Source organism: Gordonia hankookensis, from assembly GCF_014673215.1.
GTDB lineage: Bacteria > Actinomycetota > Actinomycetes > Mycobacteriales > Mycobacteriaceae > Gordonia > Gordonia hankookensis.
The window spans coordinates 1,214,382-1,228,168 of sequence record NZ_JACWMS010000001.1 but is presented as its reverse complement, the minus strand read 5'-3'; the positions used below and the strand labels follow the sequence as shown (position 1 = coordinate 1,228,168).

The following is a 13,787-nucleotide window of genomic DNA, read 5'->3' as shown; positions in this document are numbered from 1 at the left end:
GTCGATCTGCTCGGGATGCAGATCGACGCGTCGCCATGAACTCCCTGGTCCGTGTCGGGTGTCGAGTCGTCAGCTCGGCATCGCTCGGCGTGTGTCTGTTGCTGGTCGCCAGAGGGAGTTCGATCACTGCATTCGGCGGAATGATGACCGCATACTCGATCGGCATCATCGTCGGACTGGCAGCAGGTATTGGTGCGCCGACGCGCGTGCTGCGTGCACCAGGGGAGGACCGTCCCGTCTACGGGACCCTCTACTCGGTCCACACCATCCTGGTCACGACCGCCTTCGGAATGGCCTTCTTCGTTGCTGCAGTGACGATCCCGACGTGGACGGTGATGGCCGGATTGATGCTCGCTCTCGGTGACACGGTACAGAACTATGCCCAGGGTCAGATGACCAGTCTGGGACGACTCACTTCCGCCAACGTGCTTGTGCTGCTTCATCGCTTGGTGCCGCTGTGCGTCGTGGTGATCTGGTACCTGGACGTCGGGGAGGTGAGCTTTCCGGCCGTCACAGTTGCTTTCGCTGTTCCTGTGGCGTTGGGTGTCGTAGCTCCACTGCGCAGCGCTCGGGCGTTCGGAGTCGGGCCGATCGAGGGTCTCTTCCGGAGCTCGTTGGGGTACTGGGCGTACTCAGGCTCGGCGGTGGCGACGCAACTACAGGTTCCGACGCTCACCGCCGTGGCGACGACGGCGACCGCAGGGGCGTTTGCCATGGCCACGCGTGTGGTCGGGCCCATCACCCTGGTGACCGCCTCGATCACCGTCGTCCTCGTTCCCGAACTGGCCAGGCGTCTGCATCGGTGGAAGGATTTCGAACATCTGTACCGCCTGCTGATCGGCGTCTGCTCGGGCTACGCCGCGTTCGTCGTGGTGGCGGCCGTCCCGATGGCCTGGGTGATCGTTGACGTCGCGGGCCCGCAGTACCGTGACGCGATGCCGGTGGTGGCAGGTGCGATCGTGGGTGCGGGGTTGAGTGCCTGCTCGCAGGGATTCAACGCGAAGTTGCTGGCGGTCGGCCGCCCGGGTCTGGCCACAGCCGCCGTGCTGACCGGCGCGGGCGTGTCCCTGGTGATGTTGGTGGTGCTGGGCGCCCGGTCCACAGGCGGTGTGGGAGTGCTGGCGATGGTGCCGGTCGTGTCGCAGGTGGTCGTCCTGGTCATGATGATCACATTTGCTCGCGGAGTGGGGGATGGTCGATGAGGTCGCTGGTGATGTGGGTGGCATCGATCCTGCTGGCGGTGGGCGTGTCGGGATGCTCGGAACCCGAGATCGTGAGCCTCGGACCGACTGTCGTCGTCATCGGCGACAGCACAACGTCCGGAACGCGCTACGGGGGTCTCGGTCGATCGAACTGGGTCAGGATCGCCGAGCGACGGGCGCAGGACGATCGCCTCGGTGTCCGGTTCGTGGTCTCTGCGAAAGGAGGTGCGGGTTACCTCTTGCCCGGAACGCAGGGAACAACTTTCGTTTCGCAAGCCGAACGAACGGTCACCGAGGACACGGCATTGGTCGTCTTCTTCGGGAGCGCGAACGACACCGATGCGCCGGGTGATTACGCTGCGTCGGTGACGCGCGCGTACACGATCGTCCGTGACCGTTCGCCACGCGCCCGAATCCTCGTGATCGGACCCGCCTGGTCGCGGTTCGAGCCGCCAACAGGTCAGCTTCTCGCTCGGGTCGGGACTCTGAAAGATGTTGCACGACATGACGGTGCGGAGTTTGCCGACCCTATTGCGGAGGATTGGCTCGGTGATCGGCAGGGAATGGTCGGTGGCGACGGTGTCCACCCGACAGATCGCGCTCATCTCGTCTTCGCCGATCGGATCTATCCGCTCGTCCGGAGCCTGCTCGCAACGGGCCGTCCAGGTTGAATCCGGGGGCGCGGAAATGCGCTGTGAAGGTCACACGAATTCCGCATCCAAACGGTCGAATCTAGCGCGCGCACAACGAATAACTGCTATGGTCGCGATCTGTCAATCTCGTTGCGAAAGGTGCGTCACGTGCGACGCTCTCGATTCCGTCGGACCGCGCCCAGAGGGGAACAATGAACTGTCGGTTGTGCGGTTCGGATCGCCTGCTCAGTGTTCTCGACCTGGGTGCCACCCCACCGTGTGAAGCATTCCTGACCGCTGACGCACTCGATGCGCCGGAGGTGACCTATCCACTGCATCTGCGATTGTGTGAAGACTGTCTTCTGTTGCAGATCCCTGCATTGATCGCTCCGGAGGACACCTTCACCGAGTACGCGTACTTCTCGTCGTATTCCGACAGTTGGGTCGAGCACGCCCGAACTTTCGTATCGGACGCTCGCCGACGTCTCGGACTCGACGAACAGTCGTTGGTGGTGGAGGTCGCCAGCAACGACGGGTACCTACTCCAGCATGTGGTCGAGGCGGGAATACCCTGCCTCGGCATCGAACCGTCGGTCAACGTGGGATCGGCCGCGCGTGATCGTGGAATCCCCACGCGCACTGCATTTCTCAATGAAGACCTGGCCGCGGATGTGAAGCGCGAGCATGGAGCCGCCGATTTGGTGGTGGCAAACAACGTCTACGCTCACATCCCGGATCTGCTCGGATTCACGCGTTCCCTTCGCGCGCTGCTCGCCGATGACGGGTGGTTGAGCATCGAAGTGCACCACGCTCTCAATCTCGTGGGTCTCGGGCAGTTCGACACGATCTATCACGAGCATTTCCAGTACTACACGCTGTACTCGGCCATTGCTGCACTACGGACGGGCGGCCTCGCCGTTGTGGATGTGGAACTGATCCCCACGCACGGTGGGTCCATGCGGGTGTGGGCCCGCCCCGCCGAGGCCGCCGGACAACCGAGCGACAGAGTCGAGGAGGTGCTGCGCGCTGAGGAACGGTCGGGTCTGCACCAGGTCGATGGCTACCTGGCGCTGCGTCCGCGGGCAGAAGCGGTCAGGCAGGGCCTCCTGAGATTTCTGCTCGGCTGCCGCGACAACGAGTTGCGCGTCGTCGGATACGGGGCCCCCGGCAAAGGCAATACCTTGTTGAACTACTGCGGGATTCGTACGGACCTGATCGAGTACACCGTCGACCGCAACCCGTACAAGCACGGCCGGTTCACGCCTGGCACACGGATTCCGATCCGCGATCCGGAGCAGATCGACAAGGACCGTCCGGACGTCGTGGTGGTACTGCCCTGGAATCTCGAGACAGAGTTGACGGCACAACTGGCCCATATTGCGCAATGGGGCGGACGTTTGGCCTACCCGTTGCCCGAGTTGCACGTGGTGGGTGGCGCGGAGTTGTTGCCAGATGAGGGAGTGTCATGAAGGTCGTCTTGTTCTGTGGTGGCTACGGAATGCGCATGCGTGATTCCGTCGGCTCCGGTATGCCGAAACCTATGCAGATGGTGGGCCCGCGGCCGCTGATCTGGCATGTCATGCACTATTACGCGCACTTCGGGCACACCGAGTTCATCCTGTGCCTCGGGTACGGCGCGTCGCATATCAAGGACTACTTCCTGACATACCAGGAAGCCGCCTCCAACGATTTCGTGATGCACGGCGGACAGGTCGAGCTGATGCATTCCGACATCAGTAACTGGCGCATCACCTTCGTGGACACCGGCCTCGAATCGGCCATCGGTGAACGTCTCCACCGCGTCCGGCCGTTTCTCGACGGGGACAAGCACTTCTTGGCGAACTATGCGGACGTCCTGACCGACGCGCCACTGGACGAGATCGTCGAACGGTTTCATCAGTCGGGGGCGGCCGCGTCGATGGTGATCGTTCCTCCCGAGACCTCCTTTCACTGTGTCCGGGTTGACGAGGAGGGAGCTGTCAGCGGAATCACGCCGCTCTCGGAGATGGCCGAGGTGTGGATAAACGGAGGCTATTTCGTTTTGTCGGATGACATCTTCGATTGCATCCCACGCGGAGGAGACCTGGTCGCCGACGGCTGCGCGGCGCTGGCTGCGGAAGGGCGCCTTTTCGGCTACCGATACCACGGTTTCTGGAAGCCTGCCGACACCTTCAAAGAGCGAGCCGAGCTCGATGAGAGGTACCACCTCGGGGACCGTCCGTGGATGTTGTGGGAGAGTGCCGAGAAGCCATCGGGAATCGGTGGCGATGTGGGATCGGAATGATCGGGCTCGCAGTCGGCGGCGGACTCGATGAGATCGCAGTTCTCGGGGCGCATTGCGACGATATCGCGATCGGTATGGGCGGTTTGCTGCTCGCGATCTGCCGTCACCATCCGGGCGTGCGAGTGCGCGCCCTGGTTCTCTCAGGTGGGTCGACCGAGCGCGAGGTCGAAGAGCGCAACGCTCTTGCCGCCTTCTGCCCGGGCGCCGATCTGACGGTTTCGGTGGCGGACATCCCAGACGGTCGTGGGCCGGCGAACTGGAATCGAATCAAAGAGCAGCTCAATGAGTTTCGCCTCTCGTGCGAACCGCAGGTCGTGTTCGGCCCGCATCGCGGGGATGCTCATCAGGACCACCGATTGTTGGCCGAGCTCCTTCCGACCGAGTTCCGGGATCATCTCGTGCTGGGCTATGAGATTCTCAAGTGGGAGGGCGACACACCGCGACCATCGATGTATCACCCACTCGACCACGACATCATGGACCAGAAGGTGGAGCTGCTTCATCGGCACTATCCGTCGCAGGTCGGTCGCGACTGGTTCGACGAAAGTGCATTTCTCGGGTTGTCGAGGCTGCGTGGGGTTCAGTGCCACGCCCGGTATGCCGAGGCGTTCGTCGTCGAAAAATCTGTCATCGATTTTGTCCGCGGGTGACACCCGCACGTCATAGGGAGACCGAAATGCGGGTTCTGGTCACGGGCCATCAGGGATATCTGGGCACGGTCATGGTGCCGATGCTCCAGACGGCGGGGCACGACGTGACCGGATTGGACACCGGGTTCTTCGCTGACTGCGTTCTCGGCACGTGGCCGACGGATCCGCCGGGACTTCAGGTGGATCTGCGGGACGTGACAGTGGAGCACCTGCAGGGGTTCGACGCGGTGGTTCATCTCGCCGCTTTGTCGAACGATCCACTCGGGGCGTTGGCCCCTCAGATCACCTTCGACATCAATCACCTGGCCTCGGTGCGTCTGGCACGCGTCGCCAAGGAAGCCGGCGTGCGCCGATTCCTATATGCCTCGACATGTTCGGTCTACGGTGCCGCAGGCGACGGATTGGTCGGTGAAGACGCGCCGTTGCGCCCGCTCACCCCGTACGCCGAGAGCAAGGTCCGCGTCGAGGATGATGTCGCTGCGATCGCTGACGACTCTTTCTCCCCGGTGTTTCTGCGCAATGCAACTGCGTTCGGTTTCTCGCCGAGACTGCGGGTGGACATCGTGCTGAACAACCTTGTCGCCCATGCGGTCCTGACCGGTGACGTGCGCGTCCTCTCGGACGGGACGCCCTGGCGTCCGCTGGTACACGCGCGCGACATCGCCGCAGCATTTCGAACCGCGTTGGAGGCGCCGATCGACAAGATCCATTGTGTGGCATACAATGTCGGCTCCGAGGCCAACAATCTCACGGTGGCCGACATCGCAGAGTCCGTGGTGGACGCGGTCCCCGGGGCGAAGCTCCTCATCACCGGTGAAACGGGGGCGGATCCGCGTTCCTACCGCGTGGACTTCTCCCGTTTCCGCGCTGCGCTCGGCTTCAACGCCGAGTGGTCGGTCTCCGATGGAGCCGCAGAGCTCTACAAGGAGTACACCGCAGCGGGTCTGCAATCCGATGATTTCGCGAAGAAATTCACTCGCCTGGCGCGGCTGGAGTCGCTACAGGAGCGCGGTGCGCTCGACGGATCGATGCGGTGGACCGATCGAGGTGAATGACCCCGGACTGACGTCGATACCCGTGGACGCGGGCGGTTGCTGCTCGTGTGGAGGTCTGGTCTTGTCGCCGATCCTCGATCTGGGCGACCAGCCGGACCCGGACGCGTTACGTGACAGGCCGGATTCCGAGCCGGCCCCGGAAGCCCCGGTCAAGCTCGCCATCTGCTCGTCGTGCGCACTCGTTCAACTCGTTGGGGACCGCCCGATCGGTCCGCGACCCGAGCACGGACACTCGATGGCTCTGCCCGTGGACGATCCGTGGCCGCGCCTGATCGCGGAAACGATCGGCCGAGATCGGATGGTGGTGTGGGATGTGGATGGTTCGAGTGGTCTCCCCGCGACAGCACTCGCCGGTACCGGACACGTGGCAGGGGCCGTACAGGAATTGCGTGACCAGGTCGACCTCGTTCTCGTCGGGCATGCGCTGGCGCATGTCGACGATTTCGACGGGCTCATCGCCGAAGCGGCGGCCGTGCTCGCACCGCACGGACTCGTTGCGATCGACTTTCATCATGTTCTCGGCCTTGCGCAAGGCCAGTTCGACGTGGTCTCCCATTCGCACCGCAGCTATCTCTCGCTGCTCAGTCTCGAGCACGCGCTTGAGCGAAATGGACTGGTAACGATTGCGGCTCAGCAGATCTCAGAGTACGCGGGAACGGTGCGCGTCCTCGCGGCTTCCGCCGCAACGTCGACGCAGGTTGCTGACGGCCTTTTCGACCCAGAGCGGATTCGCACAGTCGAGCGCGCGGAGCGGGTGACCGACGCGTCCGGCTACAGCGACCTCGGGCGACGTGCTCGGCACGTGTGTGACGATCTGACGGAGTTTCTTCGTGGCTGCCGGCGCGACGGTCGAAGTGTCGTCGGCTACGGCGCCGCCTCCCGTGCCACGGCATTGATCAACATCGCCGGTATCGGAACCGACCTCCTCCCGCTGGTCGCCGACCGGTCGACAGCGAAGCAGGGACGCCTCCTTCCGCGGGCACTCATACCCATTCGTGACCCGGCCGCCATCGAGGAGGCGGCGGCAGATGACATTGTGATTCTCGTGTGGCCGCTGGCCGCTCAGATCATGGAGCAACTGGCGATGGCCCGCCACCGGAATGCACGTTTTGTCCGGTTCATGCCAGAGCTGACTTTTCTCACCTGACTGTGTCCTGGCTGTGCGTCAAACAGTGTCGGGAAATGGACTCGATCCGGCACGTAACGCGACCGAGGGTTTTGACGAAACGCTTGGTGTGAGCCCGGAATCGGGCGTGCGATAAATCGGTCGATGGTACGTCTCGTGAGCTCGTCTCACGGTGCGCATCGCGTCGATATCCCGCTAAAATGCAGGGTGAAAAGCGTGTTTGGGCGTCACCTCTGCCCGGTGGCAAATTTCAACGTGGAAGGTGCGCATGAGCGAGACGTATCGTCGAGGCGACTGGGTGGAGGTACTCAGCCCGGAAGAGATCTTCCAGACCTTGGATGACAAGAGCGCGCTGGAAAACATGCCATTCATGCCCGAGATGCTCAAATTCGCGGGCACACGCCTGCAGGTGTCCGCCTCTGCCCACAAGGCCTGCGACATCGTCAACACCTTTCAGAATCGTAAGGTCGATGACGCCGTACATCTCGGTGTCCGGTGTGACGGCAGTAGTCATGGGGGATGCGACGCCGGCTGTCTGCTGTATTGGAAGACGTCGTGGATCAAACCGGTGGACGGTCCCGGGGGTGCGGACGAACACTCCGCCGATGTCGAGTTGGACCCTGCTGAGCGGGCCGTGATCGACCAGGGGTCCAGGTCCGCCGAAACAGGTCCTGACGAGTCTTCGGTCAGGTATTCGTGTCAGGCCACGAAGCTCTTCGATGCCAGTTCGCCGCTGGGCAAGACAGACGTTCGGCAATATTGGCGGGACCTGACCTCCAGGAACGTGACCCTGTGGACGATGATGCGGTTCATGCCGCTCGCCGTTTACAACACAATCGTCGGCAGGTCCGGGCATGGACGGAAGTATCCGATGGTCAACGGCCTGATCAAAGGAAAGAAGACCCCGACCGAGTCACTTGACCTGCAACCCGGGGAAATCGTCGAGGTGAAGTCCAATCAGGAAATCATGCGGACATTGAATGTCGAGGGCAGCAATCGTGGCATGCTTTTCACCACCGAGATGATTCCGTTCTGCGGCAAGCGTTATCGCGTGAAGAAGCGCGTGGACAGATTACTCGACGAGGGCAGCGGCGAAATGATCACGATGAAGACTCCTGCCATAATCCTCGAAGATGCGGTGTGCATGGGCTGCTATAACCCCGGTTATATGTTCTGTCCGCGAGGTGCTTATCCGATGTGGCGTGAGATCTGGCTCAAGAGGGTCAGTGAGGCATAGGCGAGAACGTCAGAACCATGTGAGTGACTGGGGTGTGCACTGATGAGAAATTATCGCTTCGGCGCAAGATCTGAGTCGCCTCGGATTCTCTGTGTCTCGTATCGGGCGATCGACCACACGATCTCGCGTTCCATCCGGTACGAGTTCGAGGACCTCGTCGCCGCGGTCGACGCCGTGGACGTCATCGCGCCCACGGAGGTGGACCCTGCAGGGGCGGCGAGTTCGCTTGGCGCAAGCATTCGAACCATCGAATCAGAGGCCGTGAAGGTGATCCGTCGCCTGCAGGTGAAATCCGAAGTGCTGTTGCCCGATGTCCTGCCGCGTCGGCGTCCGCCCGGCGCGGCAGCGGAATACGACTTGGTCTTCGTGAGTGTCGAGGGTGTCCATGATCTCTACAGCATCGGTTCGTCGGCGATGTGGCGAGCATTGGCTCCGCAGACCATCTGTCACGTCCAGGAGCTGTATTCGCCCGACGTACCTGCGCTCGGCGACTTGTTGGGGATCTTGAAGGGCTTCGACCAGATCTTTGTGGGGTGTCAGGGAACTGTCGAGACACTGTCCGCGGCCACTGGGCGTCCGTGCCACTATCTTGCTCCCTCCACGGACACTCTCAACTTCTGCCCCTATCCGGATCCGCCGAAACGGCTGATCGACTTCTACGCGATGGGCAGGCGACCGCCGAAGACGCACGCCGCATTGATGCGACTGGCGGAGGATCCTGCTTTCTACTACCTCTATGACACGGTCCCCAATTGCCCCATCGCAGATCACGTCGAACATCGTGACCGTTTCGCCGAGATGATCAAGCGATCGCGCTTTTTCCTGGTGAATCCTGCTCGTTGCGACGACCCAGACCGAACGGGCGGACAGCAGGAACTGGGCTACCGGTATGTGGAGGGTGCCGCGGGTGGTGCCGTTCTGATCGGTGAGGCGCCGCGCAACGCTTCTTTCGACGACGATTTCGGCTGGCCGGATGCGGTCATCTCACTGCCGTTCGACTCACCGGACGTGTCCGAGGTGATCGACGCATTGACCTCCGATCCAGATCGGCTCGAGAGAATTGCACAGTCCAATGTGGCGAATTGTCTTCGGCGCCACGATCACGTGTATCGATGGGGGCAGATACTCGCGGCAGCGGATCTCGGTGACACCGCGGCGATGTCCCGCCGCCGACATCTACTCGAGGAACGTGCCGAATCGATCGAACGGGCAATGGTGGCAGTTCCTGACTGATCGCAAACCTGCCGGCCAGGCGGCGTCAGCCAAGGTGCTCGAGCGCCAACGTAATATCCGACCAGCCAGTTAAGCTGTACCTGTGTCGGATTCGAGCGGTTCGCTGCTATACGTTTCCTGGGGTGCCGATCCGCGGCATGTTCAAGAAGCCCGCTTTGCGCTGTACTCTGCGGTCCGCGCCTGCCGCCGCTCGCCATCGATCACGATCACGATGATGACCGATCAACCACGCAACTATGACGATCTACCGGTCGAGCTGGACGTCGTATCCAGCGAATCATTCTCCGAGTGGGGTCGATGCGGGTCCCACGAGTACATCTTCCGGCGGAAGCCGATGGCCATGATCGATGCACTCGAGCGCTCCGACGGCCCCGTTGTCATGCTGGACACAGATACCTGGTTCGCGAAATCGGCTCAACACCTCATCGACAGAGTGGGCGTAGGCAGGTCGGCGATGCACATGTGCGAGGGCGGCCTGACGGCATACCCGAATCCCAGCAACGAATCCCTGCTCGACGTCCTGCAGTCACGTCCGTTCTCGGACCGATCCGGCCGTCCGATCCCTGTGGGACCGGAGACTCAGATGTGGAATTCCGGCGTCATCGGTCTCAGTCGATCGGATGTCGATGTGCTGCGCGAGAGCGTTCATTACATCGACCAGATATGGTCGGAGTACCAGCTCTCTCACAACGTCGAGCAATTCGCGTTGAGCTATTTCATGCAGACAAAGACCAGACTGCGGGCGGCGAACGATGTTGTGTACCACTACTTTGCGGTTCGCGCCGCATTTCCGACAGATGATCCGTTGTTGCAGCGCAGGGCAACGTCGTACGCCGACGCTCTGACAACTGCCGACGAACTACATCGTCTTCGCCCTCGGCTACATGGGGTCGAGCGGGCAAAACACGCTTACAAGACGCTCTATCGTCAGACGGGTCGACCGTGGCGAAACCATGTGCCGTCAAACGCGAGCTGACACATGGACCATCGACGTCATCAGCTGTACCGCTCCCGCAGCGCCCGACGATCCACCTTGCCCGGTCCGCGCGTCGGGAGGTCGGCGAGTTCGATGACCTCGCGTGGCGCGGCGTAACGATCGAGTCGCTCGGCAACCGCGCCCCGAATCCGCTCGGGGTCGAGAGTTGTTGTGCCCGAGGCGACCACGAACACGACGACCTTTTCGCCCAGCCGGTCGTCGGGTACTCCGACGACAGCGCACTCGGCGACGGCCGGGTCGTCGAGGATCACTGCCTCTACCACTTGCGGCACGATTGTCAGTGCGCCACTGGAGATCGCCTCGTCGGCGCGGCCGACGATCGACAGGACACCTGCGTCGTCGAGGTGGCCGAGATCGTCGGTTCGGAACCAGCCCGGTTCGACGAAGGCGGGATGATCGGGGCGATTGCGGTAGCCGTGCGCGACGACGGACCCACCGAGGATCACCCGGCCCACACCTTCCGGATCTGCGTCGTCGATACGCACGGTGACCCCGTCGAGTGGTATGCCGTCGTAGATGCAGCCTCCCGCGGTCTCGCTCATCCCGTACGTGCGGGTGATCGGGACTCCGGCGTCGACAGCTCTGCGCAGCAATGGAATCGGCGTTGCCGCGCCGCCGACCATGAGTGCGTCGGCCTCACGTAGCGCTGCGGTGGCGCGAGGAGAGTCGAGCACCTTGATCAGCTGTGTGGGCACCAGCGATGTGTAGCGGCGAGGGCCATCGAGGTTGTCGAGGGCGTCCGCGAATGCATCGGGATCGAAGCCTCCGGTCACGTCGAGAACTGCGGGTGTGAATCCAGAAGCCAAGGCGCGCAACAGGACCTGCACTCCCGCGATGTGGTGCGGGGTGAGTGCGAGCAGCCAGTTGCCCGGGCCGCCGAGGCGAGTCGCAGTGGCGGTGGCCGATGCGGCCAGGGTGGCAGGACTGTGCTGTGCGCCCTTCGGAACCCCGGTGGTCCCCGACGTCGAGACCACCAGCGAGACCTCGTCGTCGATCACCTCGCCGACGCCGAGTGCGTCACGGAGCACGGCGACTTCACGAGGGTCATCGGGTACCGGTACGAATGCGGCGGAACCGTCGAGGATCGTGGACAGGTCACCGAGGCGGTCGAGAACCTCGGGTCGGGCAGGCAAGTGCAGGGCGTGGAGAGTCTTCAGGACTCATCACCGTCGGGTTCGTCGGTCTCGTCTCGCCCGCTCGACGGATCATCGGTTGCCGTCGGCGGGTCGCCGAGGTCCGTCGATGGATTGTCGGGCGTGGCCGAGGTCAGGGGGCTGTCGTCGAATGGCCACCCCGATGCCTCGAGGTGCGAACGGACGCGGGCGATGTCCGCCTCGTGGGGGAGTTCGTGGGTGACCTTGGTGATCCGGACCGCGGCATCGATCTTGGAGATGGGTTCCGGGGGCGGCGGGGACTCGGCGATGAGGTCGACGGACACCTCCTGGACCTCGTCTTCGGTCAGCTGGCGCCGTAGTAGCGCCACGAGCGGGATGTAGTCACCCTGCGGCACTCCGTCGGGGTAACCGGCGCGCAGCCACTCGACGATTCGCTGGAGGAACTGTGGTCGATCCACGGATGCGGCCCCCTTTCTCCCCCGATGGCAGCGCAGACATTTCTGCCGCGATTGTATGTGGTCAGGCGAAGATCCCGACAGTGACGATCAGAAGTCTTGGACGATGGGCAAACCTGGCCGATGAGCAAACCGTGGCGACGGAAACGCCTACTTGTAGCCGAACGGGAAGATCTTGATGTCGGTGTAGTAGTAGATCGTCTGCCGGGTGATCCACAGGAGGCCGATCAGGATCAGCAGACCGACCACCCCGAAGATCACGTATCCCAGCGCTCGTAAGGCCGGATTGCCCTGCGACACAGTGCCGTCGGCATTGGTCTCGGATGCACCCTCGGCGTGGAACCGGAGTCCGAACGCGAACAGGGCGGGTAGGCCGGCGCCGAAGATGAGTCCGACGATCAGAACCTTGCCGATCGCTTCGACGATGTCCATCGGGGTGTGTCCTTTCGTGTCTGACGGCGTCAGAGGCCGGTCAGGCGACAGTGGTCAGGCGACCGGGGCCTTGGCTTCGGCGATGGCCGCTTCGGCCGGGATGATCGAGTTGGTGGAGTCGTCCCATTCGGCGTTGACGTTGCTGGCGTCGACCTTGTTCTGCTGTGCGCGCCAGTACATGTAGCCCGATGCGACGATCAGGAGTCCGAAGATCACCACCGCACCCAGGGTGTTGCCGAGCAGGTGGGCGATGCCGAAGCAGAGCGCGCCGACCAGGCCTGCGGCCGGCAGGGTGGTCACCCATGCGATGGCCATGCGGCCCGCGACAGCCCAGCGGACCTGCGCGCCCTTCTTGCCGACTCCCGAGCCGAGGATCGAGCCGGTCGCGACCTGCGTCGTGGACAGCGCCATGCCCGCGGCACTGGAGGTGAGGATGATCGCCGCCGACGATGCCTCGGCCGCCATGCCCTGCGGCGAGCTGATCTCGACCAGGCCCTTGCCCAGGGTCCGGATGATGCGCCAGCCGCCCAGGTAGGTGCCGAGGGCGATCATGCCTGCGCAGCTGAACACGATCCAGAACGGCAGTCCGTGACTGACCGAGGATGCATCCAGGTGACCGGTCACGATCAGGGCCATCGCGATGACGCCCATCGTCTTCTGGGCGTCGCCGGTGCCGTGGGCGAGGGAAACGAGTGATGCGCTGGCGATCTGGCCGTACCGGAAGCCCTCCTCCTTCTTGTTCTCGGCGATCCTCTTGGTGATCGCGAAGACCATCCAGGTGCCGCAGGAGGCCACCAGGCAGGCGATCACGGGCGCGAGCAACGCCGGCACGATGATCTTCGAGAGCACGCCGTGCCAGTTGATGCCGGACATCCCGAGCGCTGCGATACCTGAGCCGATCAGGCCGCCGAAGAGTGCATGCGACGAGCTCGACGGCAGGCCGAAGAGCCAGGTGAAGAGGTTCCAGAGGATGCCGCCGATGAGGCCGGCGAAGATGATCAGCAGTGCGGTGGTGGGCGTCAGTCCACTGACGATGTCGCCCTTGTCGTCACCGGAGGTCTGCTGGATGTTCAGCACTTCCTTGGTGATGGTGGCCGCGACCTCCACGGAGAGGAAAGCGCCGACCAGGTTCAGGATCGCCGAGAGCCCGACGGCGACCTTGGGCTTGAGCGCACCGGTCGCGATCGAGGTCGCCATGGCGTTGCCGGTGTCATGGAATCCATTGGTGAAGTCGAAGCCAAGTGCCGTGATCACCAGCAGCACAAGAATCAGCATCTCTCCGGTCATGTTCATATGATGCGGTCCGGCAGGCCCGGTCACCTAACCCTTGAACACCCGAATTGTTCGATTTGACCTGGGAGTTTGCCAA

The 13,787-nt window shown here is 63.0% G+C and carries 14 protein-coding genes and 1 pseudogene; 11 read left to right on the top strand and 4 right to left on the bottom strand.

Annotated features, from left to right (window positions below):
• Positions 1 to 35 precede the first annotated feature (35 nt).
• The 11 genes and pseudogenes from IDF66_RS05460 (at position 36) to IDF66_RS05415 (ending at position 10,395) form a co-directional block, all read left to right on the top strand.
• The gene (locus IDF66_RS05460) at positions 36 to 1,202 is read left to right on the top strand and encodes a hypothetical protein (RefSeq protein ID WP_190265963.1); all 1,167 of its coding nucleotides are present in this window, start codon (positions 36 to 38) and stop codon (positions 1,200 to 1,202) included.
• Positions 1,199 to 1,873: an SGNH/GDSL hydrolase family protein gene (locus tag IDF66_RS05455; protein WP_190265962.1), complete on the top strand. Its 675-nt coding sequence runs from the start codon at positions 1,199 to 1,201 to the stop codon at positions 1,871 to 1,873. Before IDF66_RS05460 ends, IDF66_RS05455 begins: the two co-directional genes overlap by 4 nt.
• Before the next feature lie 173 nt (positions 1,874 to 2,046).
• Positions 2,047 to 3,303: a class I SAM-dependent methyltransferase gene (locus IDF66_RS05450; RefSeq protein WP_190265961.1), complete on the top strand. Its 1,257-nt coding sequence runs from the start codon at positions 2,047 to 2,049 to the stop codon at positions 3,301 to 3,303.
• Positions 3,300 to 4,118 (top strand): sugar phosphate nucleotidyltransferase, encoded by an 819-nt coding sequence (locus tag IDF66_RS05445; protein ID WP_190265960.1) that lies wholly within the window; start codon positions 3,300 to 3,302, stop codon positions 4,116 to 4,118. The genes IDF66_RS05450 and IDF66_RS05445 overlap by 4 nt, the downstream gene beginning before the upstream one ends.
• Positions 4,115 to 4,768 carry a PIG-L deacetylase family protein gene (locus IDF66_RS05440; RefSeq protein ID WP_190265959.1) on the top strand — a complete coding sequence of 218 codons (654 nt, stop codon included), beginning with the start codon at positions 4,115 to 4,117 and terminating at the stop codon, positions 4,766 to 4,768. The genes IDF66_RS05445 and IDF66_RS05440 overlap by 4 nt, the downstream gene beginning before the upstream one ends.
• A gap of 26 nt (positions 4,769 to 4,794) precedes the next feature.
• Positions 4,795 to 5,823 (top strand): NAD-dependent epimerase/dehydratase family protein, encoded by a 1,029-nt coding sequence (locus IDF66_RS05435; protein WP_190265958.1) that lies wholly within the window; start codon positions 4,795 to 4,797, stop codon positions 5,821 to 5,823.
• Positions 5,723 to 6,001, top strand: a pseudogene (locus tag IDF66_RS24110) (hypothetical protein); the annotation flags it as partial. The gene IDF66_RS05435 and the pseudogene IDF66_RS24110, both read left to right, overlap by 101 nt.
• Positions 6,002 to 6,058: 57 nt before the next feature.
• On the top strand, positions 6,059 to 6,970 hold the full coding sequence (locus tag IDF66_RS05430) for a class I SAM-dependent methyltransferase (protein ID WP_223309325.1): 912 nt from the start codon (positions 6,059 to 6,061) through the stop codon (positions 6,968 to 6,970).
• A gap of 247 nt (positions 6,971 to 7,217) precedes the next feature.
• Positions 7,218 to 8,186: a hypothetical protein gene (locus IDF66_RS05425; protein ID WP_190265956.1), complete on the top strand. Its 969-nt coding sequence runs from the start codon at positions 7,218 to 7,220 to the stop codon at positions 8,184 to 8,186.
• A 42-nt stretch (positions 8,187 to 8,228) separates the two neighbouring features.
• A complete protein-coding gene (locus tag IDF66_RS05420) occupies positions 8,229 to 9,419 on the top strand; it encodes a glycosyltransferase family protein (RefSeq protein WP_190265955.1) in 1,191 nt (396 codons plus the stop codon).
• 82 nt (positions 9,420 to 9,501) lie between these two features.
• The gene (locus IDF66_RS05415; RefSeq protein ID WP_190265954.1) at positions 9,502 to 10,395 is read left to right on the top strand and encodes a hypothetical protein; all 894 of its coding nucleotides are present in this window, start codon (positions 9,502 to 9,504) and stop codon (positions 10,393 to 10,395) included.
• Positions 10,396 to 10,415: 20 nt separating this feature from the next.
• Here IDF66_RS05415 and menE read toward each other — a convergent pair whose 3' ends face one another.
• The 4 genes from menE to IDF66_RS05395 all read right to left on the bottom strand — a co-directional run bounded on the left by menE (position 10,416) and on the right by IDF66_RS05395 (position 13,705).
• Positions 10,416 to 11,549 (bottom strand): o-succinylbenzoate--CoA ligase, encoded by a 1,134-nt coding sequence (menE, locus tag IDF66_RS05410; protein WP_223309116.1) that lies wholly within the window; start codon positions 11,547 to 11,549, stop codon positions 10,416 to 10,418.
• A gap of 20 nt (positions 11,550 to 11,569) precedes the next feature.
• Positions 11,570 to 11,989, bottom strand: a complete 420-nt coding sequence (locus IDF66_RS05405) for a DUF3349 domain-containing protein (RefSeq protein ID WP_190265953.1) — start codon at positions 11,987 to 11,989, stop codon at positions 11,570 to 11,572.
• A 147-nt stretch (positions 11,990 to 12,136) separates the two neighbouring features.
• The gene (locus IDF66_RS05400; RefSeq protein WP_164310922.1) at positions 12,137 to 12,418 is read right to left on the bottom strand and encodes a hypothetical protein; all 282 of its coding nucleotides are present in this window, start codon (positions 12,416 to 12,418) and stop codon (positions 12,137 to 12,139) included.
• Positions 12,419 to 12,472: 54 nt separating this feature from the next.
• Positions 12,473 to 13,705 (bottom strand): inorganic phosphate transporter, encoded by a 1,233-nt coding sequence (locus IDF66_RS05395; protein ID WP_190265952.1) that lies wholly within the window; start codon positions 13,703 to 13,705, stop codon positions 12,473 to 12,475.
• Positions 13,706 to 13,787 lie beyond the last annotated feature (82 nt).

Excerpts from the sequence above, each read along its gene's own strand:
- IDF66_RS05445 (WP_190265960.1), top strand. The coding sequence starts at position 3,300 with ATGAAGGTCGTCTTGTTCTGTGGTGGCTACGGAATGCGCATGCGTGAT.
- IDF66_RS05400 (WP_164310922.1), bottom strand. The coding sequence starts at position 12,418 with ATGGACATCGTCGAAGCGATCGGCAAGGTTCTGATCGTCGGACTCATC.
- IDF66_RS05395 (WP_190265952.1), bottom strand. The coding sequence starts at position 13,705 with ATGACCGGAGAGATGCTGATTCTTGTGCTGCTGGTGATCACGGCACTT.
- IDF66_RS05425 (WP_190265956.1), top strand. The coding sequence starts at position 7,218 with ATGAGCGAGACGTATCGTCGAGGCGACTGGGTGGAGGTACTCAGCCCG.
- IDF66_RS05440 (WP_190265959.1), top strand. The coding sequence starts at position 4,115 with ATGATCGGGCTCGCAGTCGGCGGCGGACTCGATGAGATCGCAGTTCTC.
- IDF66_RS05435 (WP_190265958.1), top strand. The coding sequence starts at position 4,795 with ATGCGGGTTCTGGTCACGGGCCATCAGGGATATCTGGGCACGGTCATG.
- IDF66_RS05420 (WP_190265955.1), top strand. The coding sequence starts at position 8,229 with ATGAGAAATTATCGCTTCGGCGCAAGATCTGAGTCGCCTCGGATTCTC.
- IDF66_RS05450 (WP_190265961.1), top strand. The coding sequence starts at position 2,047 with ATGAACTGTCGGTTGTGCGGTTCGGATCGCCTGCTCAGTGTTCTCGAC.
- IDF66_RS05455 (WP_190265962.1), top strand. The coding sequence starts at position 1,199 with ATGAGGTCGCTGGTGATGTGGGTGGCATCGATCCTGCTGGCGGTGGGC.
- IDF66_RS05430 (WP_223309325.1), top strand. The coding sequence starts at position 6,059 with ATGGCTCTGCCCGTGGACGATCCGTGGCCGCGCCTGATCGCGGAAACG.
- IDF66_RS05460 (WP_190265963.1), top strand. The coding sequence starts at position 36 with ATGAACTCCCTGGTCCGTGTCGGGTGTCGAGTCGTCAGCTCGGCATCG.